Below are 23,802 nucleotides of genomic sequence, written 5' to 3' on the forward strand. Positions count from 1 at the left end.
CTTTGAATGAACGATGATTAGGTCAGCTTCGCTATGCTTACGGCCACTTTCTCGATTTGCGCTTTGCTCAGGGTATGGTCGGGGGAGCTGATCGTCACGGTGCGATCGTCCAACTGGAAGCCGAGCATTGCCGTATCGCCGGGCGTATACCACTTCGCCTTTGTTCCGTTCGACAAGGTAACGGACGTGCTGTCGTAACCGCCCGAGTAATCCCGGGGAGACACGTTGACGATCATGTGAGCGAAGACGAGGTTGACTCCGTCGCCGGTGGCGACCGCCTTCTGGTAAGCGTCGCCTTTCGTCATCTGCTTCGGCGCATAGGCGGTCTCAAATCCGTCGAAGCTTGCGAAAGCCTGCCGGATCGCTTTCGACTGTTCGCCGCTGTACGTCACATCCGCGAGCTCGCTCGCATTCGTCGACCCAGGCAGCTTAGCTACGCTTGCGGCCACTTTCTCGATCTGCGCTTTGCTCAAGGTATGGTCGGGAGAACTGACGGTCACGATGCGGTCATCCAGCTTGAAGCCGAGCATCGTCGTATCGCCGGGCGTATACCATTTCGCCGTGATTCCGTTGGACAAAGTGACGGACGTGCTGTCGTAACCGCCCGAGTAATCCCGCGGAGACACGTTGACGATCATATGAGCGAAGACGAGGTTGACTCCGTCGCCGGTAGTGACCGCCTTCTGATAAGAGTCGCCCGCCGTCATCTGCTTAGGCGCATAGGCGGTCTCGAATCCGTCGAAATTTGCGAAAGCCTGCAGAATCGCTTTCGTCTGATCGCTGCTAAACGCGATATCCGCAAGCTCGTTCGTATTTGGCGCCGCGGAGCCGACCAGGATCGTCTTGCTATTTTCGTCGTAATAGATCGGTACGTGAAGAGCGTCGGCCAGAGCGCGAACCGGAAGGTACGTCGAGTTCCGGTAGCTGATCGGAAGCTGCTTGTTGCCGTACGCGTCCACAGGGGTATATGCCGCGCCGTTAACCTTGAACTTGAGATCTCCGTTGAGGTACGCGGTGATCTTCTGCAGATTGGAGCCCGCATAGACGCCGGCCGCGCCGGTGACGGTCATGCCGAGCACCATCAGGGTCACAACGGATTTTTTCGTGAAATTTTTCATTACGATCCTCTCCTCTATAGACAAGTTTATTGAAAATCGAAAATTTGAGTCACTGGCAAACTGTCGCCGCCTTGCGTCGTAACGCCGAGCCTCGTGCCGGAAGGATTCCAACTGAGCGGATATTGCGGAAAAGCGCCCGGTCCGACGGGAGACACTTTGCCCGTCGCCGTGTCCAGCACATACACGCCGTTCATTCCGGCTTTATCCTCGGCATAGACGGCAAAGGCCAGCTTCGAGCCGTCCGGAGACCAGTCGAAGTAAGGAATGAGATCTCCTTTGCCGAGCAGAGTGCCTTGCGCGGATCCGTTCGCATCGTACATCAACAGTTTGATTCCCGGCGCAGCTTTGGCGTAAGCCGTCAATACGGCGATCCGGTCTCCTGCGGGAGACACGGAGAATTGGCTTACGCTCCGTACAAGCTCGCTTGGGCGGTCGTGCTCCGGATCGAACGTTTTGAGAGTTTGATTCCGGTCCGTGTAATAAATTCGCCCCCCGCTCGCCGCGAATTGCGGGAACGGCTCCGTCTCCGAGTCCGGATCTTCGAGCTTGAGACTCGTCACGGTCCCGTCCGCGGAGATGGTCAGAACGTCTCCCCGCCCCTCCATGGATCCCGCCGCCAGCACGTAGGTGTCGTTGTTCAGCCAGCCGCCCGACTCCAGATAATTGGAGATTTTCAGCTCGACGCTTTGTCCCGTGCCGGCGTTCTTCATGAAATTCCGCGCCGTATATTTGTTTTCCCACTGTTGAACGAAGATGAAACGCCCATCCGGTGACGCTTCCTCCTTCGTGGTTGCGCCCGGTTTCCCCGGATCCGCCTGCGGCTTCGAATCCCGTTGTTCTTCGGTGATCAGATCGACGGTCGACTCGGTATACGAGAGCTGCGGTTCTTCCGTGGAGGTTGCAGGTTTGAGAAGCTTCGTGGTGACGATTCTCGCCTCGTTGTCCGACAGCCACGCCTCGATGTTGGCTCCTTCCAGCCGATGAATGCGCACGACCGACAATTCTTCTCCGCGCTGCCGGCCGTCATCCTTCACGACGGTCAATCTTCTCTCGCCCCCGCCCGTCTTCGTTCCCAAGGTCGCGCCGCTTCCCGCTTGTCCGTTCTCCGGACGATCCTGACTCGGCTGGCAAGCCGCCAGGCCGGTCGCAAGCGTCAGAGCGCACCCGAGAATGACGAATCTGTCTCCTTTGAATAGCCGCATCTTCGAACCTCCCGAGTTCTTGCCGACAGGGAGCTTCCGCCGCGAACGCGTACGCCGCCGCCGTCTTCCGCGTCCCTGTCGAGAATCAGTATAAAGCCGGATCTTCTCGATCCGATTTCGGACTTGTAACGAACTTGTAAACAATCTTTTCAAGAATCCGCAGGGTCCGGAACCGTCGGCAGGTCGATGACGAACCTCGTGCCGTTCGGGCCGGATTCGGCCAGGCGGACCGTGCCGCCTTGTTTCTCGGCCAGGCTGCGCACGAGCGCCAGCCCAAGACCGGTCCCGCCGGCCGATCGGGATCGGTCGTTGCTGACCGTGTAGAACGGATCGAAGATCCGGCTTTGCGCCTCCGGGGGAATGCCGATTCCGGTATCCGCCACTTCGATTTTCATGCGTACGGCTCCTTCGCCGTTCGTCTCCGTCCGATTGGAGAGGCGAACCGTTCCGCCTTCCCGGTTATATTTGACGGCATTGTCGAGCAGATTCAGCAACATATGCATCAAGTTGTCCGGATCGGCCCAGACCTTTCCTTCCTCGAATCGGGTCTCCAGCAAGATCTGGCTGCTCTCTGCCTTGACCCGGATCCGGTTCGCCGCCTCCCGAAGCAGGGGCTCGATCCGAACCGTCTCCGCCCGCGTCTGAAAATCGTAAATGTCCAAAGAGGCAAGCTGCAGCGTTTTCTCCACCAATCCGTAAAGACGCACGGCTTCCTGCCGGATCTGCGCCCGGGCTTTATCCAGCAGCTCCGGATCGTCGCCGTACATCTCCAGCAGATCCGCATACGCCAGAATGGAAGTGAGCGGCGTCTTCAGCTCGTGGCTGATATTGCCGATGAACTGCTTCTGCTGCTGCTCCAGTTCCCGCAAGCGGGAGACGGCGGACTCCAGCTTTTGCTTTTCTTCGGTGAGCAGTTCGACCGAGGAGGCAATGTTCTCGCTCATTTCGTGAATGCCTTCCGCCAGCTCCCCGAGCTCATCGTTGCGGCGTACGGGCGGCGCGGACAGATAACGGCCCAGACCGATCTCGCGGGCGGCGCGGCCCAGCTTGCCGATAACGAGCACCTGCCGCCAAACGTACAAATAACCGACGAGGAAGCCCGCAGCGAGCACGGCGGCCCCCGTCGCGAGAAACAGGTTCCGGATGCGTGCGTAAAAGGCGTGCTGTTCGGCGATGGAAGCGTGGAATTGGACCGTTCCCAGAAATCGGTCGGCATCATATAGAGGGGCCAAGTACAGCAGCGAATCTCCCTCCGTGATATAAGCCGACTGCCCTTTGGCCGTATAAGCGAGCGCGTCGCTGACATTCGTCAGAGGCTGAAAGGGAAGGGAGGTGCCGGCGAACGCGCCGTCCGCGTTATACAGCGTAACCGGCATTCCGCTTTGCTCTCCCAAGTCCACCGCCAGCTTCTGCCCGCTCTCGTCCATAAAAGCGCCGGGAGCGATCCGGTCTCCGGTCAAGTAAGCTTCTCTTACCCGCAGATTCGCCGCGTCCGCCTGATGGGCGAACGTCTGCTCCAACCGGGAACGCTGATCCTCGCGAATGCCCACCAGCACCAACGAGCTCAGCAAAATAAGCACGGAAGCGAGGAGAAGCGCCAGCAGCAGGGCGAGCTTCCCCTTCAAGCCGATGCGTCTGCGCCGCATCAGAGCGACCTCACGCTTTTGTAGCCGATGCCGTAGACGGTTTGGATCAGCCCTTGCCAGGAGCCGAGCTTTTTGCGCAATCGTTGAATATGAATGTCCACCGTACGAGTGCCGCCCGCGAAATCCATGTCCCATACTTGGTCCAGCAGCGCTTCGCGGGAAAATACCCGCTCCGGATGGCGGGCCAGCAGCAACAGCAGCTCGAACTCCTTGGGCGTAAGCTCGATAGGCCGATCTTCCAGACGCGCGGTGCGGCTGTACGGCTCGATCGCGAGCTCGCCGAGCCGCACGGTCTCCGCATCGGAAGCGGAATTCGCCGCGGGATCCGGCGCCCGCCTTCTGGCGAGCGCCTTCACCCGGGCGATCAGTTCCCGCATGTCGAACGGCTTCGTCATGTAATCGTCCGCACCGAGCTCCAGTCCCAGCACTTTGTCGACGATGTCGTTCTTCACCGTAAGCAATAAAACGGCCGGACGATCCTGTCCCTCCAGCCGGCGGCATACCTCGTATCCGTTTAACCGCGGCAGCATGACGTCGAGGACCATGACGTCGGGCTTGAACGTCTTGACCCGATCAAGCGCCTCCTGCCCGTCTCCCGCCGTCTCCACGGCGAATCCTTCCCTTCGAAGCGCGTAAGCCACGGCGCCGGCAATGCTGGCCTCGTCGTCCACCGCCAATACTTTGATCACGCGCGTTCCCCCTTCATGATGAGTATGATGGTTCGTTCCTTTCCTTATCCCGTTACCCGGCTCTTATTGTATCAGAAAGGGCCGGCGATCTCAGGCGGAATCGATGCGTTCCGATAACCGGACGGGATTCATCGAATGGATATGTTAGAATAAATGGGACAAACGCGACAAGTTCCCGACGAAGAGGGCGAGGAGGAGAAACGGCATGAGCTTGAACGACCGGCCTCTGAGGCTTGGCGTGCTTGATTTGGTCCCCGTTCTGGAGGAGCGGGACGACGCGGCCGCGCTCGAACAAGCGGCAACGTTGGCCCGCACGGCGGAACGGCTTGGCTTTTCCAGGTACTGGGTTGCCGAGCATCACGCCATGCCGAATTTGGCATGTCCCGCGCCGGAGGTGCTGCTGGCGCACGTCGGAGCGAGGACGGAGCGGATTCGCATCGGCTCGGGAGCGCTGCTGCTGCCGCATTACGAGCCGCTGAAGGTCGCGGAATCGTTCCGGCTGCTGGCCGCTCTCTATCCGGGGCGGGTCGATCTCGGTCTGGGACGGGCGCCGGGCGGAGACGCGCACGCGAGCATGGCGCTCAGCGGAAACTACCTGGAAAACGTAAGGCGGTATCCGGACAAGCTGAGAGCGGTGGCGGAGCTTCTTCAGGACCGTTACGCCTTTGAGGGCGAGTCCGTCGTCGCGCGTCCGAGGCCTGCCGTTCCGCCGGAGCTTTGGCTGCTCGGAACGAACCGGAAGAGCGCCGAATTCGCGGCTCGGTTCGGCACGGGCTATGCGTTCGGCCAATTCATGAGCGACGCGGACGGGGAAGAGACGCTGAAGGCTTATCGCGACGCGTTCGTTTCTTCGGCGTTCGGCTCGGTGCCGCGGGCGATCGTCGCAATCGGCGTTCTCTGCGCCGAAACGGAGGAAGAGGCGCAGAGGCTCGCGACGGACAGCGGGATGTTGTTTCGCGGTGAGACGACGTTATCGGGGAAGGAAGCGGCGCCGATTTCAGGGGACCGGCTTCTCGTCGGCACGCCGGAGAAGGTTCGCGGACGGCTGGAGCAATTGTCTCGCCGCTTCGGCGTCGACGAGTTTCTGATCGTCACGATGGGGCCGGATTACGATCGGCGTCTTCGCTCGTTCGAGCAGTTGGTCCGCGCTTGGGATGCGGTCTGATAATGAGATCCGGGCGAAGCCCGACAGGTTCGCGATGAAGCGTATTCGGGCTTCAAGCAAAACAGGCCAGCCGGTATGTCCGGCTGACCTGTTTTGCTTGGGCGGCCCGGCGTCTTGCGGGCCGCGCAAGGGATCGTTCCGGCCTTGGCTCGGGAGCGTCCGTTAGGCCGGATATTCCGCTTCCGTCTCCATCGCCGGACATGTCGCTGCCGCCTTGCGGGTCCGGTTCGCGTAGAACGAGTAGGCGGCGGCCAACCCGGCTGCGGCCACGCCGGCGGCGCCGATCCAGCTGACGGCGTGAAGGGACGCGCCTTTGACGACGAGCCCGCCGATGCCGGCGCCGGCCGCCATGCCGAATTGCAGCATGGAGGTATTCAGGCTTAGCATGACGCTCGAAGATTCGGGAGCGAGCGAGATGAGGTAAAACTGCTGAGTCGGGCCGGAAGACCAGGCGGCGAACGCCCATACCATCAGCAGCGGGAACGCGACGGCGGGTCCGGCGGCCACGGACAGCAGCGCCAGAGCCAGCGCGTGAATCCCCATGCCGCCGAGCAGCGTGCGAGGCACGCCCCACCGGTCGGTCAGGAAGCCTCCCAGCTTGGAGCCGATCAAGGAGGCGATGCCGAAGGCGAACAGCCCGGCGCTTACTTCGCTCTCTCCCATCCCGGTCACATCGAGCAAGAATGGAGTGACGTAAGTGTAAAGCACGGAGTAACCGAGAATCCAAAAGAAGGTGACGCCGAGCGCAACCGCGATTTTGGGCTGTTTGAGCAGCGCAAGCTGCCGTTTCATCGGCACGGGCGCTTCGCCTTCCGAGGATGGGATCGCGCGGGCTACGGCGAACATCGCGACCAGGCTGAGCAGGCCGATGCCCCAGAACAACGTCTTCCAGTCGTAGGCGGCGGCGATGACGCGTCCGATCGGAACGCCGATGATGAGCGCCGAGCTGGAGCCGGTAATGACGGTCGCGATCGCTCCGGCCTGCCGGCCCGCCGGCGCAAGCTTCGAAGCGACGGTGAGCGCCGTGACGAAAAAGACGCCGGTGCCGATGGCCAGAATGGCTCGGGACATGACCAGGAAGCCGAAGCCCGGGAGGAACAGCGTCGTGGCGCTGCCCAAGGCGAATATGCCGAGCGACAGCATCAGCAGCTTGCGGCGGTCCATCTTCGCCGTCGCCAGCATCGCGATCGGAGTGCCGATCGCGTAAGCGAGCGAGAAGACGGTGATCAGCTGTCCGGCGGCCGCCACCGATACGCCGGCGGATTCGGCCACTTTGTCCAGGATGCCCGCGATAACGAATTCCGAAGTGGCGACCATGAAGCTGACGACGGCCAGCAAATAAATTTTCAAGGTATGGCTCATGCGTGAGAAAGCCCCTCTCCTGTATAAATTCAATATTTCTAGAATCATAGAAATAAAAAGCGCAAAAAAGCTATTTCAGGAGTTCGGGAGCGAACCGTTCCGCCATTTCGCGATTCAGGCGATAGTAAATATAAGTGCCGTCCTTGTCGGAGTCGAGAAGTCCGCAATCCGCCAGCTGCTTCAGATGATGGGACAGCGTCGATACCGGCACGGATCCGAGCTTGCAGCCGATGTCGCCGCAGCACATATTCGACGAATCCGCGAGCAGCAGCGCGATCTGGAAGCGGGTCGGTTCCCCGAGCGCCTTGTAAATTTTGACGGCTTGCTTGATCTCTTCGTCGCTGCGGTTCATGTTCGCTCACCTCCGTTTTCGCTTTTATATTTCTAAGATCATGGAAGTACATTAGCACATATCCGTGCGTCTGTAAACCTGCTTCTCTCGATAATGTCGAAATAAATTCTTTCTTCGCTCCCGGCCCCGAAACCCGGTGCCGACTGCAAAGGATTGATTCCCTGTCTCCATTCGAATGTCGTAACTATTGCCGCGCATCCCCGTCTAATAACTGGAAGCCGCAGCCTTTTACAAAAAAACTTGCGGCAGACAGAGGAGGAAATCGGGAATGTCGAAAAGAACCGGGAGAAGCACAAGCGCACTAGTGCTGGCAGGCATGCTGTTGCTGCCGCTTTGTGCGGGCATCCATGCCGGCAGCGCATCCGCCGCGTCGGCCGAGCCCGTGTATGCGGCAGGCGATATCCAAGAGGTACATATGTCGCAAGCCGACCTTTCTTTCATGCCGTATTACCAGGAGAGACCGGCAGACCGAAAGGCGCTCGCCGAAGTCGCAGATTTGCTGAACCGCGTAACCGCCAAGGGCAAGGAGATTCAAGCGCCGGCCGAATCCGGAGAGGACCTGTTTTTCCGCTATGATATGACCGTCTCTTTGCAGGACGGAAGCAGCGTTGTCCTGTACATCGCGGGACAGGATACGCTGGCTTATGTCCGGGAAGGCAGCCCGCTCATCGCCTTGAAGGACGCGGACGCCTATTCGGATTTTCTGAGTTTGGAGGTCAACCCGGAACGGGGCAAGCTCGACAAGAGCTCCGTACGGATTGGGGAACCGGTGCGGCTGTCGGGCAGCGATGCCGATTCGGAGCAAGGCAGCTTCCATCTTTTCGTGGATACCGGGAATACAACGTGGGACGTCCCCTCGGAAAGCGGAATTCATTTTCCGAGCAAAACGGCCATCCTCGTCGGCCAAGGAGAGTACCGGTTCGGCCGTTACGATCAATCGTTCGTGATTCCGGCGGTCGGCCGGACTTGGGACGGCAAGACGGTGCCGATCCCTACGGGCAAGGTCACTCTGATCTCGGACTTCGGTTGGCTGCAAACGTCGCATGCCCTGGAGATCAAGCCGGCTTCCCCGATACTGCTCGCGGTAAACGGCATTCCGGCGGCGGATGAGAAGGCGCAGCCGATCGCGGTCAACGGAAGAACGATGGTTCCCTTGCGCGCCGCCGCGAATCTGCTCGGACAGAAGGTGGAGTGGGACGCGCAAGGCCGCAACGTGCTAATTCGTACGGCGGCTTCCCAAGCGTCGGCTGCCGGTTCCGGGCAGGCGGGGATCTGGATCGATGGCGCAGAGGCGAACTCCGACGTGCCGCCGTTTATCCGCAGCGGCGTGACGTACGTGCCGATCCGGCTGCTGGCGGACGCATTCCGTGTGCCCGTCGAGTGGCTGTCCGGCAGCCATGTGGTCAACTTGACCGTCAGCTAGAAGGAGAATAACGCAGCAGAGCCCTCGAGCGTAAGCTCGGGGGTTCTTTTTTGGCGGTGCGGGAGATGGCGGGAGCAGCGGAACTGGCGGGAGGAGGACGCGGAATGGGAGAGAGCGCAGCGGAAGGCGGCAAGGATTGAAAAGCGGGCCGTTTCATGGCTGGGAGGACAGAAACAGGCGCGCCGCGCCTGGATATCGTGTCGGCTCTAACGCTGAGTTCGCAAAAACCTGCAAAAGTGCATCTTTTCGAGCTCACAGGCCGGTCATATTGGGAAATTCCTGCGTAAACGCATCTTTTTTAGCTCGGAATGGGGGCATGAACGGAAATCCTCCCGAATTCCTGCATTTTTGCAGGTTTAGATGTTTTCATGCCGCTGCATAAAGAAAAAACCTGCAGATTTGCAGGCTTTCAGGCGGACGATCTTATTGGAAGAACAAAAAGTTCGTCGCCAACGGCCGAAGCTGGCCGTCGGACGGATGGTTGACGACGCGGCCTTTGAAGACGAGGGTGGACGAGCCGCCTCCGTCGAGGTTGTAGGCGTCGATCGCGCCGAACCGTTGGAGCAGGATCTGGATCTCTTCGAGCGTCGCGCCGGAGCTGCCGTTCTCGTCGCGGCCGTCGATGACGAGCAGCAGCAGCTGATCGTCCTTGTAATTGGCGATAACGGTGCGGGGAGCCCGCAGCGGGTTGGTCTGCCACTTGGCTGGAATCGGCAGGTTGACCCCGTTTTTCCGCAGCATCGGCACGAAAGAGGCGCCGAATTTCGGATTCAGCTTGTCCAGGTCGGCTTGCGAATAAAATTTGCCGCCGATCAGCTTGAGGCTGTCGCTCAAACCGACGAAAGACAAATCTTTGTAGCTCGACTCGAAGCCGGTGACGTATTTCCCGTTCACGACGGTCGTGCTTAGCGGGTAGCGCTTGCCGCCCGAGTCGGCGAACCCGCCCGCGTTGATGCCGGCGACGGCGCCGGTCCGCTTGACGGCGGCGAGCGTCGTTTCGGAACCGCCGACTTTGTCCTTGCCGAGCGTCATGCTCATCGCTTTGGCGCTTTTGAGCTTGACTTTCAGCGCGTAGCCGCTGAAGTTCTGGGCGCGGATCGAGAACAACTGAGCGCGCAGGTTGTCGGATTGAACGGAGTCCGTGACGGATCCGAGCCGGCCGGTGATGCGTTTGTCGTAAATTTGGCCGGGACGGTTCACCTGGGCTGCGGCCGTCGTCATGATCGCATTCATGCTCTCGTTCGTCTTTATGTACAGCTCGGACACTTTCTTGATCGAAGCGGAGATGTCTTTCGCCACGACGGCCGCGCCGTCGAGACCCGATTGCGTCTGAGCGGCAAGCCGGGACAGCAGCGGGACCGTATCGGCGGAAGCTCCGCCGGTGCCGGGCAGGCTGAGAGAAAGCGAGAACGGAGAGATCAGAAGCCAAGCCATCATACCGAGGAACGGAGCGCACGCGAGCAGGACGGTTCGGTTGAAGCGTTTGACGTTCGAGATCATTTGAGCACGTCCAGGTTTTTCTTCAACTCGTCCAGCTGCTTCTTCAGCTCGCTGATTTGGGTGTACAGCTTGTTGCTGTTGTCGGTCTTGTCGTTCATGTTGTCCTTGTTGAAGGTCAGCAGCTCGTTCAGCGCCTCGACCTTCGATTCCAGCTTGGCCATCTCTTCCTGATAGTTCGTCTTCATATCGCTAAGCTGCTTATTATAGTCGGACTGCATGTCGGCGATCTGGCTTGCGGTCTGCCGGCTCAATTCGTCCGAAATTTGGGTTTTCAGATGGCCGGTGTACCAGACGGAACCGTAGACGCCCGCTCCGATCAGCACGATCCACAGGCATGCAAACGGAAGAAAGGACGGCTTGGTCCTTTTGCGCGGCTGCCTCTCCACATTCGCAGGCGCGTTCATAAGGGAACTCATGATGCGAAAGCATTCACCTCATCCATACATATTGACCCGCTCCAGCAACGGGCCGAAACGATAGAATCTATCGTTTGAATGTTCATTGTAGCATAAGAAAGATAGAATCGCTCATGACAAAAGTCCGCGGACCGCAAATTGTGCCGAATTTTCCCGATGGAAAAATACGCTTGGTCTCGAAAAACCGCGAACTTGACTTTCTCTTCCTCTCTTTTTGACACTCATGGGAACGGGCTTCTCCTGAAGCGTTCCAGCGTCGCAATGGGCGAAAGGGATGAATCTGGTTCCTCTCATTGGCCTTCTCTCGTTGCTCGGAGGCTACGTTCCGGGCCGGAAGGTCCCGACGGGCGGATCGCGGATTGCCTGCCGAAGGCTTTTTCCGCTATGATACGGGAAATACGAGAAAACAACCGAGGAGAAACCCCATGAGCTCAATCCAAATGCCGGAAGCCGTTCTGTTCGATCTGGACGGGACGCTTTTTCAAACGGAATCGCTGCTGATCCCCGTGCATCGCCGCGTATTTCAGACGCTTCGCGAGGAAGGATTGTACCCGGGAGAGACGCCGCCGGTCGAGCGGCTGCTCGGATCGCTCGGCATGCTGCTGGAGCATATCTGGGAGAAAGTGATGCCGGACGGTTCGCCGGAAGCGCGCCATCGGGCGAACGAACTGCTGCTCCGTTATGAGCTGGAGGAGCTGGAAGCCGGCACGGGTCGGTTGTACCCGGGCGTACCGGAGACGCTGCGGAAGCTGCGGGACCGGGGGGTTCGGCTGTTCGTCGCGAGCAACGGGCTGGAAGCGTACGTGAAGGAGGTGCCTCGGCTCAGAGGCGTTGCGGACCTGTTCGAGGGCTTCTACAGCGCCGGAGAATACGGCACCGCCTCCAAGACCGAGCTGGTGCGGATCTTGCTGAAGGAGCGGGGGATCCGCTCGGCTTGGATGGTCGGCGACCGGTCTTCGGACGTGGAGGCGGGCAAAGGCAACGGCTTGTTCGTCGTCGGTTGCGATTATGCCGGGTTTCGCAGCGAGGGAGAACTGGAAGGCGCAGATGCCGTCGTCGGCAGCTTTGACGAGTTGGACGGGCTTTTGAGTCCATAAAACAGGAGGATAAGCCTGATCGCAAGTCGAGCTTGCGAGGTCGCGTTTTTTAGGGGAGGAGCCGGATCGGCGGTTTGGCCGCCCGCCGAGTCCAAGGACCGGAGGGCGGCCTCATTCCGTTTAAAATTGAAGCAATCGAAAGAGGGCGCGGAGCCGAGCGCGCTAATCGCCGGCCATTGCCGGCATCGGTTCCGGCAGAGCCTCGCCGCCGACCGACGAGCGATGCTCGAATTGCGAGGAGAAGTTCTGGGACGCGTCGTTATCCGCGTGGCGGGAACGGTCGCTTCGACCGGAACGCTTCTGCCGGTGAAGCCAAAGCGCGTATTCGAGCGGGCGCGTAATCGCCCGGCGGTAGACGTCCTTCTCTCCGGCCCGCGCGAACACTTCCCGGGCCGGCTTCGGATTGACTTCCAGCAGCCACACCCGCCCGCTCCGGTCGATGGCGAGGTCGAGCGCCAGCTCGCACAAGGCGTCATACGTCGATTCGAGATGGCGGGCGACGGAGATGCCGAAACGTTCGGCCGTCTCGCGGATTTGCCTCAACGCGGCTTCGCTTCCGACCCAACGCCGCAAGAGGGCGTTCATCGGCGCCGCTTCCCCGCCTCCGTGCAGGTTCGACGTTATGCTGCGAGGAGGACCGACCCGGCCGGCGCAGCCGGTCACTTCCCATTCGCCGGAGCCGTTCTTCTGCACCAGCATTCGGTAATCGTGCACGCGGCCGTTCGGCAATTTGATGTTCAGCCCTTGTTGAGCGATGTATTTCTCGCCTTTCTTCTCCCATTTCCGCAGCTCCGCCGACAGGCGATCCCGGGAGATCCGCATCGGCTCGATAATTCGCCGGGAATGATCCCTTCCCTGCAGCAGAAGCGTTCCGTTCCTCATCTTCTCGATCCGCAGAATGCCGCGTCCGCCCGTTCCGTTGATCGGCTTCAAGTAAACGAGCGGATATTTGGCCAGCAGAGCGTTTACGTCGTCGGAAGAAGTGTACAGCCGCGTCGCCGGCAGATGGGGACGGAACGCCGCGACTTTGCCGAGCGTGCGATAGACGGTCCACTTGTTGCGCAGCGGCCGGTTCAGGAACGTCAGGTGGCCGTATTTCTTGCGAAAAGCGAGCAGCTGCTCGAATCGCTTGCTGCGCTGGATGCGGCAGCGGTCGTAGATCATATTGGGAAAGCGGACCGACCGGCGCTGCCAATTGCGGGTGTCCGGTTTATAGATCAGCGCGTTGATGCGTCCGTTCCGCTCATCGACATCCTGGGGCGTGAATACGATGACGTTCAGTCCGATCCTCGCTCCTGCCGACGTCATTTTGGCGTAGACGCTTTTTTCCTCCAGCAAGCCTTTATCGTTCAGGTACAGCGTCAATATGCCAAGCACGGGATTCGCCACCCGCGGGTCACCTCCGATTTGGAACAGACGAAGCAGCGATTCGGCGGACAGCCCATGAACAAGAAGACGCGGGTTCGGCGCCGACCGGATCTTCGCCGTCGGCAGGCTCGCCGCGGAAGGAGGAGCCGTTGCCGGCAGAGCGGGCCTCCGCAGGTATTATTACGCCGGTGGCGGCATCCCGCGATTCGGCAGTCGTCGGGGCAGGGTGCGCTGCATCCTCGCCGTTCTCGCCCGAGGCGCCGGTCGGATCCGGCTCAGGCCGGTATTGCAGGCGCAGCGCCGGCTTGCCCGCCGGCCCTCGTTCGAGGCCGACGGCGACAAGACCGGCCGCGAAGCATGCGGCGAGGCCGGCGGGATTGTCGGCGGCGACGCGGCAGGAGAGACGCCCCCATTCCGCGGCGAGCCGGCCTAGCAGCGCTTGCCCGATGCCCCGGCTGAGCAGCGCCGGATGCACGGCGAAGACGAGGGCGTCTTCGCCGAACCCGGAAGCATAAGCGACTCCGGCGGCCATTCCGCCGGCGGTGCGGGCCACGGCCACCGCCGTGCCGGGCGCCGCGAGGGCGTCCGGCCGCAAGGCGACGAGCCGCCGCCAATCCGTTTCGGCGAAGTGCCGGTCCAAGTGCCGTCGAACGAAGCGAAGCAAGAGGAACCGTTCCTTCGCCCAGTCTTCGGGCGTCAGCAAGCGAACGTTCGCGCTCATGGCTGCGCGCCCCCCCTGGCCGCCTGGCGCTGTTTACGGAACAAATATCCGCTGTAATGGAAGATCTGCTCCAGCGATTTTCTGCGGATATGCGGCTCGTCGAACTTCATCGGCTTGGAGTTCGCTTCGAAAAACCAAAGATGGCCGGAGCCGTCCACGCCAAGATCCATCGACATCTCGCCGAGTTTGTGTTTGGACGCCCGCTCGATTCGCCGCGCCAGCACCAGCGAAGAACTGCGGACGTTCTGCAAGACCCGCCGCGCCTTCTCTTGGCCGAACACCGACACGAGCAGTTTCTCGGGCTCGTCGATCGAGCCCCCGCGGGGCACGTGCGTCGTAATGCTCCGGCTGCCCGCGACCCGGGCGCCGATCCCGGTCAGCTCCCATTGGCCCGCCTGGTTCTTCTGCACGAGCGTGCGCAAGTCGAACGGGCGGTCGTTCACCGAGGCCAAGGCGATCCCTTGCTGGGCGATGTACGGTTCGCCGTTCGCCTTCGACTGCTTCTCGACCCGCTCCCACAGCCGGTAGAGCGAGGAGCATTGGTAAGTCCGGCTCCCTTTCTCCTCTTGAATGAGCAGGCGATAAGGAAGATGCTTCTCCGGCTGCACCCGCACCGACATGATGCCGACGCCCGCCTTGCCCCGTACCGGCTTCAAGTACAGCATCGGATGGCGCTTCAGCATGCCGGACAGCACCGCCGAAGACGTCAATTGCTTCGTCTCCGGAATGAACGGGCGCGTCAGCTTCGACGCGCTGAGCCAGCGAAACAGCGACCATTTGTTGAAAAAGCGGCGGTTGAACATTTGGATGTCGGGCTGCCGGGAGATCGCGATCAGTTTTTTGCGCACCCGGGGCAGCCGTTCGTCTTCCCGCTGCGGAATCCGGTTATAGATGATATCGGGCCTCGGGAAATAGCTTCTGACCCAGGCGTCCTCTTTAGCGTAGTAGGTGAAGCCGAGCACCTTGGGGCGATTCAAATTCAAGTGCCTGACGGTGACGACGTAGGCGGTGTACCCAAGCTGTTCTCCGGTGGCGATCAGATCGGCGAAGTTGGGGCGGTTTCCCCGGAAGAATTGCACGTCGTCGTCGATGGTCAGAATCGCCAAGACGGGCTTCTCCCGGACGGCCGCCTCTTGAACCACGACCTGGTCGGCGGATGGAAGGGCCGTCGTCATGACGATTCATCCTTTCGGCGGAATTTGCTTAAATACAAGCAGTGGTCCAGGATATATTCAAGCGACGCGCGGCCCTGCGCCTTGAGCGCCGGGTGCTTGAAGATGGACCGTCCCGGCTTGGCGTTCGCTTCGAACATCCAGACGTCTCCATCGCGGTCGATGCCGATGTCCAGCCCCAGTTCGCCGAGCGTGTGCGAGTAATTGCGCTCGATCGCTTCCGACAACCGGATCGCCACCTGCTTCGCCTCGCTTAGCACTTCGGACGCCCGGTCCCCGAACGCCCGGCCGAGCGCCGTTTCCGGCGTCATGAGCGATCCGCCGTTTTTGATATGCGTCGTGACGCTTCCGCGTCCGGCCTTCTTGGCGCCGATGCCGGCGACGACCCAATTGTTGCTGCCGTCCTTGTGCATGTGGAACCGGAAGTCGATCGGGCAATTGTCGATCTCGATCAGCCGAATGCCCTGCTGCACCACGTATCCCGAGAGATGGCTGCCGTGGCGCGCCCGGAGCATCTTCATCAGGCTGCTGAACTTGGTGAACCGAAGCAGCACGTTCGTGCCGTTGCGCCGATACCGGGCGAAGTAGCCTCTGTTCGGGTGGTAGGTCAGCCGGTAGATGCCGTTGCCGAGGCTGCCGCCGGTCGGCTTGTAGTAGAGAAAATGGTGCTTCTCCAGCAGCTCTTTGATCTTTTCGGACGTCGGATTATTGACCGATTCCGGAAGATGGCGAAGCCCATCCGGATCTTTGTCAAGCAAAGTGTAGACGTCGGATTTGTTGAAGAAGCTCCAGTTGAAAAACGGGATTTTCCGGCGGACGAACCGCTCGCGCAGCGCCGTCATGGCGGAGCCGACTTCGGCCCGCCGGCTCGGCAGCCGGTTGTAGACGACGTCCGGCAGCGGCACGACGCGGCGGGCCCAACCCCCGCCTCCGTCCAGGAACCAGCCGTGGACCGTTTCGTTCTGCCAATTGATGTCCCGCGGCGTAAAGGCGAAGAAATACGCTTTTTTCTGGCCGAGCTGCAGCAGTTGCTTGATGAACGACGTGCGCGAGCCGAAAGGCGATTCGGCGGATTGGGCGCTGCTGTCCGTCAGGATGCCGATCAGCGGCCCGAGCTGAACTTCCTCGCTGTCGGCGTTCGCGATATAGACGTTGCCGGATTTCGGAATGCGGATCGATCGGCGCAGCCCGGCGGACAGGAATACGTGATTGCCCTTCCGGTTCACGGTGCGGACTTTGGCGGGCACGACGTCCCGGCCGAGCTTGACGTTGATCGATCTGCGTCCGTTCAGGCTGAGCAGCTTATAGAGGGATCTGGAGAACCAGACGATCTTCTCCGGCTGCTGCGTAAAATGGACGTTACACAGGGTCAAACTCATGGAATACCCTCCCAGGTGGTCGAAGCAGGATATATCGGGCGTAGGCGAGCGGTCGCCATGCGGCTTCCGCGGCCGCTTGGCCGCCGGCGCACGCCATGGCTGCGCGCCCGGGCTTGCCGTTGGCTTCCAAAAACCATAACCGTCCGGACCTGTCGATGCCGAAATCGAGACCGAGCTCGGCGAATTTGCCATAAGATTCTTCCAACTGCCGGATGATGGCGAACGCCGCTTCGTTCAGTTCCCGAAGCAGTTCGGCGGCGCGGGTCTCCCCGAACGTCTCCGCCAGATAGGAGGACGCGTTGCGCGCTTCTCCTCCGCCGTGAAGGTTGGCGGTGACGCTCCCGTGACGGCCGCGGCGGACGGCGACGCCCGTCGCCCCCCATTGCCCGTCGCCGCCCCGCTGGGCGAGAAGACGAAGATCGAACGGTTCTCCGGCCGGTCCGGTGAGCTGAAGCAGCGGCTGCATGATGTACGTGCGCATGCCGATCCAACGGTCCAGGCAGCGCAGCGCGTCCCGCTGCCGCAAGCCGGTCAGCCGAAAGGGCCGGTTCGCGCCGTTCCGGCCGCGCACCGTCCATTCGCCGCCATCCGGATCGCGCACGACCGAAGCGACCCGGCGGCCCTGGGAGCCTCGCGAAGGCTTCAGGAAAGCGGCGCCGTCCTGCTTCCGCAGCCAGCCGGACAGCGAAGCTTCGCCCCGGTAGAGCGCGCTGGGCGGCAGCCACTTGCGCAGACGCGGCTGACGCGCGAGCGCCCGGATGACCTCGGCTTTGCCGGGAAGGCTGCCGTTCAGCAGCCGCAGGGAGCGGGTCTCGAGCATGCGCCGGAGCCCGTGGCGGTATCGCTCGCGCTGCCGGGGATCGTCCGGCCAGGCCCGGTCGTAGGCCAGCGTCGGCGCGGATCGTTCCTCGCTGCGCCAGCCGGCGCCGTCGTCCCAGCTCCAGGCCCGAACCGTCCGGCGCTCCTCGTTCCAGGTCCACGGCGAGAAGGCGTAAACGTCCAGCCCGAAGCGCCTGCCGGCCGTCAGCAGGCTGCGCACGTAGAAGGCTTCGGCGAACGGCGGGGAACCGTCGCGTTCGCACACGACAACGCCGAGAACGGGCCGGGCCGGCGGCCGGCCTTTCGCCCGTCCGGCGGACAATGGTTCAGAAACCGGACAGATAGCGGGCATATTGGATCATGATCCGCACCGACGGGCGGATTTTCCCTTCGTTTAATGGGGTGTTGTCGTTCTTGGAAGGCTTGGAATTGACCTCGAGCAGCCAAACTCGGCCCGCCGTATCCATCGCCAGATCGATGCCGAGCTCGCCGAAGTGGGCCGGAATGAAAGTGTCGACGCTTCTGGCGATCTCCATCGCGGCGCGGCTCAGCCGGGAAGAGGCGTCTCCCCGGCGGGCGGCGGGCAGATTGGACTTTGCCACCGATTCGCGAACCGTCGCCAGCGTCCCGCCGCGCGCCAGGTTGGAGACATAATGCTGACTTCCCGCCGTGCGGCCGACGATGGACGTTATCGTCCATTTGCCGGTGGCGTTCTTCTGGACGAGCGCCCGGAAGTCGATCGGCCTTCCGCCCGAATCGATAAGGGTGAGCCCTTGCTGAACCAAGTAGCGAACCGTCTTCATCTTGCCGGAGATCGCCGAGAAGAACTTGAGCAAGTTCGGATAAGCCGTTCTTCGCGTTCCCGCCGTCGTCGTAAAAGATGCCTGCCAGCCTTCCCCTCCCGCTTTGCTCAGACGAATGATCCCTTTGCCCAGACTGCCCCGGACCGGCTTCAGGAAGACGACCGGGTAACGGGAGCACATGCTCTTGAGCATCGTGTAATTGCGCAGCAGATGCGATTCCGGCAAGTAGCGCTGGACGCTGGAATCGTGCTTTAGCGCGTCGAACACTTCGGATTTGTCCAGGAACTTCTCATTGAACACGGAGGCGCCGTACCGCTGCTTGATCTCCTGCAGAAACTGCTGCACGACAGGCATGTTCTCCAGCTTGCGGGTCGTCAGGCGGTTGTTGACGACATCGGGGGCGGGCACCGTCGCCCGATGCCATTTGGTCGTGTAGATCCAGCCTTCGACGCTGCGGTAGGTGGTGTGAATGGCCGAAGGCGTGAAAAAATACACGAAAGCCCCCTGTTTGCGGCAAGCGTCCGTCAGCTCCCGGCAGAACATCGTGATCGCGCCGAACGGCTTGTCGGGCTGTTCCGGAAACTCGCGGCTGACCAGCACGCCGATCAGCGGTCCCAGCGCCAGCACCTTCGAACCCGGACGGTACTGCAGGCGCAGAGTCGTTCCGTTCTCGATCCCCATCTTCCGAGCGAGCGCGAAGCTCATTCGCAGCCCCTGATAACGGGAGACGGGAGCGACCGACACGCTCTGCCTGAACGAACCGAACTGCAGCATAATCTGCTGCTGGGTCGGGATCTTCAGCTGCTTGATCGCGGATTCCGCAAGCATGAGGACGTCTTCGGACAAGATGGAGGAACTGATGACCTGGACGTCGATTTTCGTGGTGGACATGCGTCAAGTTCTCCTTCCACCGTGTCGAATTTCTTTGGTGCAGGCTCTCTCGTAGGCTGCTTTCTCGGGGGCATGCGAGAATACTCCATCATATGAGGACATCTATCTATCGGTGATTGACCATATTTGGCGAAAATCGCGAACCGGCGCGGAAAAATGGGCGAATGTCCGCTTCCGCGGGAGCCGCATGCCAGGGTAGGCGGATGGCCGCGGCTTCCGCGACGGGGCGCAAAGTTGTACAATACGAGAATAACGACGAAGAAGAACGGAACGAAGGGGAACGGGAATGAACAGCTTGTCTACGATCACGAAGCTGGCCGGAGGCTGGCTCCAACTGAAAGTGCCGGTGCCTTTCTCGCTGCGCTGGGTCAATTCGTATTTGCTGCCTGAAAAGTCGGGCTGGACGGTCATCGATCCGGGCTTGCGCTCGGCCGAGACGGAGGCGTTCTGGGAGGCGGCGCTGCTTGAAGCCGGCATCGCTTGGACGTCGATCGAACGGATCGTCTTGACGCACCACCATCCGGACCATTACGGGCTTGCGGGCTGGTTCCAGGAGAAGACGGGGGCTCCCGTCTATCTGTCCGAGACGGGACGCCGCTCCGCTCTGTGGATGTGGGGAGAGAACGAGACGTCGTCCGGGGAGCTGCTCGCCGCTTTCGCGGCCCACGGCATGCCGGCGGAACGCGAAGAAGGCATGAAAGGGCATCTGCGGAACGTCATCGGGCAGGTGCTTCCGCATCCCCGGGACGTTCGTCCGCTGCCGGAGCCGGGCGAAACGTTCGAGATGGCGGGAACGGTCTGGACGCTGATCGGAGGGGAAGGCCACGCCCCGGGTCACCGGTCCTTTTACCAGCCGGATCTCCGCCGGCTGATCTGCGGCGATCAGGTGCTGCCCGACATCACGCCGAATATCGGCTGGATGCCGGGAACCGATCCCGACCCGCTCGGCTCCTACTTGGCCAGCTTGCGGGCGATGCTGCCGCTGGAAGCGGATCTCGCCTTCCCCGGCCACCGGGACCCGTTCGGCGAGCTGCGCACGCGAATCGGAGAGATTCTCGCCCACCACGACGAGAGACTGGACCGCATGGTCTCGCTGCTGGCCGAATGGGGGCCGATGACGGCATACGAGACGGCCGGCCGCTTGTTCCGGGCGAAAGTGATGGACGACTCGCACCAGCTCCGGTTCGCGATGGCGGAGACAATCGCCCATCTGGAGCGGCTGGTGCTGGAGGACCGCGCCGTCAGGCGCGAGGAGACGGGAGCGGACGGGAAGCCGGTCATCCGTTACGGCCCGGCGGTCCCGGTCTAATAGAGGAGGCGTAAAGCGAACATGAGAGTGCTGGATGCGATGGCGCGCGCGAACGCCCCGCTGGAGAAGATCATGCCGCTGCTCACCCCGGCCGCGATTGCGACCGGGGTGCTGTGCGGTTCCCGTCTGGAATCGCTGGAAGGGCTCGTTCCTTGGATTTTCGCCCTGATGACTTTTATCGGAAGCTTGAAGTCCAGCCTGAGCGAGATGCTGAGGGAATTGCGGCGGCCGGGGAAGCTGCTCGCAATTATGGCCGTCCTGCACGTCCTGATGCCTCTGGTCGGCTGGGCCGCCGGGGAGCTGTTTTTTCGCGGGGATCCTTACCTCGTCACCGGCTTCGTGCTGCTGTTCGCCATCCCCACCGGCGTCGTCAGCGTCGTCTGGGTGACGATCTACGGCGGCAATATCGCCTTGACGCTGGCGCTGATTCTGGCCGATACGCTGCTGTCGCCGCTGATCGTTCCGGCCACTTTGTACGTGCTCATGGGCGAAGCGGTCCGGATTCGAGCCTATGACATGATGGAAGGGCTGCTCTGGATGATCGTGCTTCCTTCCGTGGCGGGCCTGCTGCTGAATCAATGGTCGAAGGGCGGCGTGGCCCGGAGGTGGAGCCCGCCGCTGGCGCCGCTCGTCAAAGTCGGACTGTTCGTCGTCGTGGCGATCAACGGCTCCAATATCGCAGGAGAGCTCAGACACGCGGACGGGCGGATGGCGGCGGTGATCGGCGCGACGTTCGGCACGGTCGTGCTCGGCTACCTCGTCGGCTGGGGCATGTCCTCGCTGCTTCGCTGGAACCGCGAAGATTCGACGGCCGCGCAATTCAATTCGGGAATGCGCAATTTAAGCGCCGGCGCGGTGCTGGCGGTGCAGTACTTTCCCGCGGCCGTCTCGCTTCCCGTCATCTCGGGAATGCTGTTCCAGCAGCTGCTGGCGGCCACGTTCGGCTTCCGGATCGGAGCCGGCGCCAAGAAGCGGAGCGGAGCGTCCGCCGCCGCCGTCGGACAGGATGGATGAAGTTTCGGACAATCCGTTCATACATCGGGGAGTAGGCTCGTATACATTCTAGTACATCGGACATGCCGACGGTCATGCGGCGGCGAAGTCCTATTACGGGAGGAATGTATATGAAGCCAAAAATCGGGCGCAAGGCGACCCGCAGACTGCTCGCCGCCATGCTTCTGCTGCCCCTGGCCGCGGGTTGCTCTGCGATTCCCGGCGCGAAGAACGCGAGTCAGGCGATCGATCCGCCGCCCTCGGACGTAGAGCAGACGATGCTGCAGGCGTCGGGCGACGAGGCGCAGACGACGATGGGGGGCGCCATCGCGGACCAAACCGGCGCTTCGGCGTCCGGAGCGGCCGCCGGTGCCGCTGCGGCGGGAGCGGATGCTTTGACCGTTTATTTGCTGGACCGCAACGGCTACGTCGCGCCGATGACGTTCCGCTCCGCCCCGGCCGATCAAACGGACCGTTCGGTGGAAGAGACGGCCCTGGCGTGGATGACGAAGGACGACAGCCTTGCCGATCAACTGCCCCCCGGCTTCTCGCCGATCCTGCCGCAAGGCACGAAGTTCAAATCGGTGAAGGTCGACGCCAAGTCGGCCACGGCCACGATCGATTTCGCTTCGCCGTTCCCGAGCGTTCCGGCCGGCCAGGAGCGGAAGATGGTGGAAGCGCTCGTCTGGACGATGACCGAGATCCCCGGGATCGACAAAGTCGTGCTGCAGGTGGACGGCCAGCCGCTTCATGAGCTGCCGGCCTCCAAGCTGCCGCTCTCCGACGTGCTGACCCGCGACATCGGCATCAACGTGGAGCAGGCCGCCGGCACGGTCGCCAGCCGCTCGATGGGCGTTACCCTTTATTTCTCGGCCCGCTCGGAAGAAGGGGAAGGCTACTTCGTCCCGGTAACCCGCCTGATCGAACGGTCGTCGGACCGCCAGCGCGCCGCCTTGGAAGAGCTCATCAAAGGACCTCAGTCCTCCGACGAGCTGCAGCCCGTTCTGACCTCGAACGTGACCGTTGAAGGCCTGACCCAGTCGGACGATACGGTGAACGTCGCGCTGAACGATCCCGGCTGGAGCCCCGATATGACCGTCTCTTCCGATACGGTCGAAGCGGTCGTGCTCACGGTCACGGAAGCTTCGGGCGAAGCGAAAGCCCGCATTACGATGAACGGGGACGCCTCGTTCAAGGACGCGAACAACCAGACATACGATGAGCCGGTCGAACGTCCGGTCGCGATCAACCCCTTGGCCGGCTGAGGAGCAGGGAGCCGTCCGTTCAGCGAACGACGCCGGGGCCGGTTACCTTGACCTCGGCGACGACTTTAAATTTGACGTTCGGATAAACTGACTGCCAATGCTTGAAGTCCTCTTTGCCGCCGAAATAAGTGGCCAGGTAGTGGAGGCCGAAGCCGTAAGGATCGACGCCGGCGTCGCGGATTTTTTCCAGCAGCGCTTCCATCCGGTCCGAGAATTGCTGACCCAATTGCCGTTCGATCTCCTTCCAGTTCTCTCCCAGCTGATTCGGAGGGCTCTCCTCCAGCATCCCGCGGAGCTTCACCGTCATGGTGATCTGCGGCACCTCGGCGTGGGAGATCCGAATTTTTGTGCGTATCTGGGAGACCGTCATGACGATCCTTCCGTCCCGGCCGCGGGCGGGCATGACGAGTTCCGACTTATCGATGCGATTGGCCGTCATATTGTACAGCTGCGTCTCTGCCGGATCCAAGGCGAGGCGCATGTTGTTTTTGTCCAGCAAGAGGACCCGATCGACGATGTACGTGCTCTCCGCCGTCCGAATGATGGGCAGCACCGGATCGAGCCCCATCTCGAAGTGGCGTCGCGTAAAATCGAACAGGGGAATGGAGACGATGTAGGGAGACTCGGTGCCTTCCCGATTGAAGGTCAGGAAGAGGGCGTTGCCGGGATAGCGCTCGGAGATGGGCTGAACCCGCAGAATCGACAGCGCGTCCGGCTCGCCTACGGCGAAATTGGCGACGCGCTGAATATCCCGGCGCCTGGCAAACCAGCTCATCGCGTTCAGATTGCCATGCTCGAGCAGCTGTTTCCCCATAATGAACGTCCGGCAGTGGCCGAAATCGAGCTCCTTGTCCACATACGACTTTAGGTGGCGTACGCCCTCGGCCAGCGAAGCGGCATCCGTAGAGATGATTTCGGTCTTGGACGAGCCGCTCTCCAGCTTGGAGGACGTAATGGCTAGCCGAAGCGACACCCGGTAGGGCTTCTCCGGATTGCCGGTCCAATCGATCCCGGTCGTCACGACGAAAAACCGCTTGTCGATATCTTTGATTCCGCAGCCGCTCAGCAGCGCAAAGATTGCGATCAGAAGCCCTATCTTGCGCATGGCAGTC

The 23,802-nt window shown here is 61.5% G+C and carries 21 protein-coding genes; 6 read left to right on the forward strand and 15 right to left on the reverse strand.

All coding sequences use genetic code 11. The features are described from left to right. Window positions 1–17: 17 nt before the first annotated feature. From H7C18_RS21555 to H7C18_RS21570, 4 genes are all read right to left on the reverse strand, one after another. Entirely contained in the window at window positions 18–1,118 is a 1,101-nt protein-coding gene (locus H7C18_RS21555) for a hypothetical protein (RefSeq protein WP_185131172.1), read from the reverse strand. 26 nt (window positions 1,119–1,144) lie between these two features. Beyond that, complete coding sequence (locus tag H7C18_RS21560; protein WP_185131173.1) at window positions 1,145–2,320, reverse strand: TolB family protein; 1,176 nt, start codon at window positions 2,318–2,320, stop codon at window positions 1,145–1,147. A 149-nt stretch (window positions 2,321–2,469) separates the two neighbouring features. After that, window positions 2,470–3,966 carry a sensor histidine kinase gene (locus H7C18_RS21565; protein ID WP_185131174.1) on the reverse strand — a complete coding sequence of 499 codons (1,497 nt, stop codon included), beginning with the start codon at window positions 3,964–3,966 and terminating at the stop codon, window positions 2,470–2,472. Next, the gene (locus H7C18_RS21570; protein WP_185131175.1) at window positions 3,966–4,655 is read right to left on the reverse strand and encodes a response regulator; all 690 of its coding nucleotides are present in this window, start codon (window positions 4,653–4,655) and stop codon (window positions 3,966–3,968) included. Before H7C18_RS21570 ends, H7C18_RS21565 begins: the two co-directional genes overlap by 1 nt. 205 nt (window positions 4,656–4,860) lie before the next feature. On the opposite strand from H7C18_RS21570, the gene H7C18_RS21575 reads away from it, so the two are divergent. Further along, window positions 4,861–5,820 carry an LLM class flavin-dependent oxidoreductase gene (locus H7C18_RS21575; protein WP_185131176.1) on the forward strand — a complete coding sequence of 320 codons (960 nt, stop codon included), beginning with the start codon at window positions 4,861–4,863 and terminating at the stop codon, window positions 5,818–5,820. 162 nt (window positions 5,821–5,982) lie between these two features. Here the strand turns inward: H7C18_RS21575 and H7C18_RS21580 are convergent, their stop codons facing one another. Then, window positions 5,983–7,182: an MFS transporter gene (locus H7C18_RS21580; RefSeq protein ID WP_185131177.1), complete on the reverse strand. Its 1,200-nt coding sequence runs from the start codon at window positions 7,180–7,182 to the stop codon at window positions 5,983–5,985. A gap of 70 nt (window positions 7,183–7,252) precedes the next feature. Beyond that, the gene (locus tag H7C18_RS21585; protein ID WP_185131178.1) at window positions 7,253–7,534 is read right to left on the reverse strand and encodes an ArsR/SmtB family transcription factor; all 282 of its coding nucleotides are present in this window, start codon (window positions 7,532–7,534) and stop codon (window positions 7,253–7,255) included. 268 nt (window positions 7,535–7,802) lie between these two features. Between H7C18_RS21585 and H7C18_RS21590 the strand changes: the two genes are divergently transcribed. After that, complete coding sequence (locus tag H7C18_RS21590) at window positions 7,803–8,957, forward strand: stalk domain-containing protein (RefSeq protein ID WP_185131179.1); 1,155 nt, start codon at window positions 7,803–7,805, stop codon at window positions 8,955–8,957. 423 nt (window positions 8,958–9,380) lie between these two features. Here H7C18_RS21590 and H7C18_RS21595 read toward each other — a convergent pair whose 3' ends face one another. Together H7C18_RS21595 and H7C18_RS21600 are read right to left on the reverse strand one after the other, a co-directional pair. Next, window positions 9,381–10,457: a phosphodiester glycosidase family protein gene (locus H7C18_RS21595; RefSeq protein WP_185131180.1), complete on the reverse strand. Its 1,077-nt coding sequence runs from the start codon at window positions 10,455–10,457 to the stop codon at window positions 9,381–9,383. Beyond that, window positions 10,454–10,861, reverse strand: coding sequence for a coiled-coil domain-containing protein (locus H7C18_RS21600; protein WP_238357863.1), 408 nt, complete (start codon window positions 10,859–10,861; stop codon window positions 10,454–10,456). Before H7C18_RS21600 ends, H7C18_RS21595 begins: the two co-directional genes overlap by 4 nt. 437 nt (window positions 10,862–11,298) lie before the next feature. Between H7C18_RS21600 and H7C18_RS21605 the strand changes: the two genes are divergently transcribed. After that, window positions 11,299–11,970, forward strand: coding sequence for an HAD family hydrolase (locus H7C18_RS21605; protein WP_185131182.1), 672 nt, complete (start codon window positions 11,299–11,301; stop codon window positions 11,968–11,970). A 162-nt stretch (window positions 11,971–12,132) separates the two neighbouring features. Here the strand turns inward: H7C18_RS21605 and H7C18_RS21610 are convergent, their stop codons facing one another. Genes H7C18_RS21610 through H7C18_RS21635 form a run of 6 tightly spaced genes read right to left on the reverse strand, consistent with a single transcriptional unit; the run spans window position 12,133 to window position 19,123 of the window. Beyond that, window positions 12,133–13,359 (reverse strand): YheC/YheD family protein, encoded by a 1,227-nt coding sequence (locus H7C18_RS21610; protein WP_185131183.1) that lies wholly within the window; start codon window positions 13,357–13,359, stop codon window positions 12,133–12,135. A gap of 7 nt (window positions 13,360–13,366) precedes the next feature. Then, on the reverse strand, window positions 13,367–14,059 hold the full coding sequence (locus H7C18_RS21615) for a GNAT family N-acetyltransferase (RefSeq protein ID WP_185131184.1): 693 nt from the start codon (window positions 14,057–14,059) through the stop codon (window positions 13,367–13,369). After that, window positions 14,056–15,234 carry a YheC/YheD family endospore coat-associated protein gene (locus H7C18_RS21620; protein ID WP_185131185.1) on the reverse strand — a complete coding sequence of 393 codons (1,179 nt, stop codon included), beginning with the start codon at window positions 15,232–15,234 and terminating at the stop codon, window positions 14,056–14,058. Before H7C18_RS21620 ends, H7C18_RS21615 begins: the two co-directional genes overlap by 4 nt. Continuing rightward, window positions 15,231–16,610 carry a YheC/YheD family endospore coat-associated protein gene (locus H7C18_RS21625; RefSeq protein WP_185131186.1) on the reverse strand — a complete coding sequence of 460 codons (1,380 nt, stop codon included), beginning with the start codon at window positions 16,608–16,610 and terminating at the stop codon, window positions 15,231–15,233. Before H7C18_RS21625 ends, H7C18_RS21620 begins: the two co-directional genes overlap by 4 nt. Further along, window positions 16,591–17,751 carry a YheC/YheD family endospore coat-associated protein gene (locus H7C18_RS21630; protein ID WP_185131187.1) on the reverse strand — a complete coding sequence of 387 codons (1,161 nt, stop codon included), beginning with the start codon at window positions 17,749–17,751 and terminating at the stop codon, window positions 16,591–16,593. Before H7C18_RS21630 ends, H7C18_RS21625 begins: the two co-directional genes overlap by 20 nt. A gap of 4 nt (window positions 17,752–17,755) precedes the next feature. Further along, entirely contained in the window at window positions 17,756–19,123 is a 1,368-nt protein-coding gene (locus tag H7C18_RS21635; RefSeq protein WP_185131188.1) for a YheC/YheD family endospore coat-associated protein, read from the reverse strand. A gap of 286 nt (window positions 19,124–19,409) precedes the next feature. Here H7C18_RS21635 and H7C18_RS21640 point away from each other — a divergent pair, with 286 nt between their 5' ends. The 3 genes from H7C18_RS21640 (at window position 19,410) to H7C18_RS21650 (ending at window position 22,690) form a co-directional block, all read left to right on the forward strand. Then, entirely contained in the window at window positions 19,410–20,432 is a 1,023-nt protein-coding gene (locus H7C18_RS21640; protein WP_185131189.1) for an MBL fold metallo-hydrolase, read from the forward strand. Window positions 20,433–20,453: 21 nt separating this feature from the next. After that, window positions 20,454–21,446 carry a bile acid:sodium symporter family protein gene (locus H7C18_RS21645; protein ID WP_185131190.1) on the forward strand — a complete coding sequence of 331 codons (993 nt, stop codon included), beginning with the start codon at window positions 20,454–20,456 and terminating at the stop codon, window positions 21,444–21,446. Window positions 21,447–21,556: 110 nt separating this feature from the next. After that, a complete protein-coding gene (locus H7C18_RS21650; protein ID WP_185131191.1) occupies window positions 21,557–22,690 on the forward strand; it encodes a GerMN domain-containing protein in 1,134 nt (377 codons plus the stop codon). Between the two features lie 19 nt (window positions 22,691–22,709). Here H7C18_RS21650 and H7C18_RS21655 read toward each other — a convergent pair whose 3' ends face one another. Then, the gene (locus tag H7C18_RS21655) at window positions 22,710–23,795 is read right to left on the reverse strand and encodes a Ger(x)C family spore germination protein (RefSeq protein WP_185131192.1); all 1,086 of its coding nucleotides are present in this window, start codon (window positions 23,793–23,795) and stop codon (window positions 22,710–22,712) included. Window positions 23,796–23,802 lie beyond the last annotated feature (7 nt).

The organism is Cohnella zeiphila (assembly GCF_014212055.1).
GTDB lineage: Bacteria > Bacillota > Bacilli > Paenibacillales > Paenibacillaceae > Cohnella > Cohnella zeiphila.

Excerpts from the sequence above, each read along its gene's own strand:
- H7C18_RS21635 (WP_185131188.1), bottom strand. The coding sequence starts at position 19,123 with ATGTCCACCACGAAAATCGACGTCCAGGTCATCAGTTCCTCCATCTTG.
- H7C18_RS21640 (WP_185131189.1), top strand. The coding sequence starts at position 19,410 with ATGAACAGCTTGTCTACGATCACGAAGCTGGCCGGAGGCTGGCTCCAA.
- H7C18_RS21565 (WP_185131174.1), bottom strand. The coding sequence starts at position 3,966 with ATGCGGCGCAGACGCATCGGCTTGAAGGGGAAGCTCGCCCTGCTGCTG.
- H7C18_RS21645 (WP_185131190.1), top strand. The coding sequence starts at position 20,454 with ATGAGAGTGCTGGATGCGATGGCGCGCGCGAACGCCCCGCTGGAGAAG.
- H7C18_RS21600 (WP_238357863.1), bottom strand. The coding sequence starts at position 10,861 with ATGAACGCGCCTGCGAATGTGGAGAGGCAGCCGCGCAAAAGGACCAAG.
- H7C18_RS21590 (WP_185131179.1), top strand. The coding sequence starts at position 7,803 with ATGTCGAAAAGAACCGGGAGAAGCACAAGCGCACTAGTGCTGGCAGGC.
- H7C18_RS21650 (WP_185131191.1), top strand. The coding sequence starts at position 21,557 with ATGAAGCCAAAAATCGGGCGCAAGGCGACCCGCAGACTGCTCGCCGCC.
- H7C18_RS21620 (WP_185131185.1), bottom strand. The coding sequence starts at position 15,234 with ATGACGACGGCCCTTCCATCCGCCGACCAGGTCGTGGTTCAAGAGGCG.
- H7C18_RS21575 (WP_185131176.1), top strand. The coding sequence starts at position 4,861 with ATGAGCTTGAACGACCGGCCTCTGAGGCTTGGCGTGCTTGATTTGGTC.
- H7C18_RS21625 (WP_185131186.1), bottom strand. The coding sequence starts at position 16,610 with ATGAGTTTGACCCTGTGTAACGTCCATTTTACGCAGCAGCCGGAGAAG.
- H7C18_RS21605 (WP_185131182.1), top strand. The coding sequence starts at position 11,299 with ATGAGCTCAATCCAAATGCCGGAAGCCGTTCTGTTCGATCTGGACGGG.
- H7C18_RS21585 (WP_185131178.1), bottom strand. The coding sequence starts at position 7,534 with ATGAACCGCAGCGACGAAGAGATCAAGCAAGCCGTCAAAATTTACAAG.
- H7C18_RS21560 (WP_185131173.1), bottom strand. The coding sequence starts at position 2,320 with ATGCGGCTATTCAAAGGAGACAGATTCGTCATTCTCGGGTGCGCTCTG.
- H7C18_RS21580 (WP_185131177.1), bottom strand. The coding sequence starts at position 7,182 with ATGAGCCATACCTTGAAAATTTATTTGCTGGCCGTCGTCAGCTTCATG.
- H7C18_RS21555 (WP_185131172.1), bottom strand. The coding sequence starts at position 1,118 with ATGAAAAATTTCACGAAAAAATCCGTTGTGACCCTGATGGTGCTCGGC.
- H7C18_RS21615 (WP_185131184.1), bottom strand. The coding sequence starts at position 14,059 with ATGAGCGCGAACGTTCGCTTGCTGACGCCCGAAGACTGGGCGAAGGAA.
- H7C18_RS21595 (WP_185131180.1), bottom strand. The coding sequence starts at position 10,457 with ATGATCTCGAACGTCAAACGCTTCAACCGAACCGTCCTGCTCGCGTGC.
- H7C18_RS21655 (WP_185131192.1), bottom strand. The coding sequence starts at position 23,795 with ATGCGCAAGATAGGGCTTCTGATCGCAATCTTTGCGCTGCTGAGCGGC.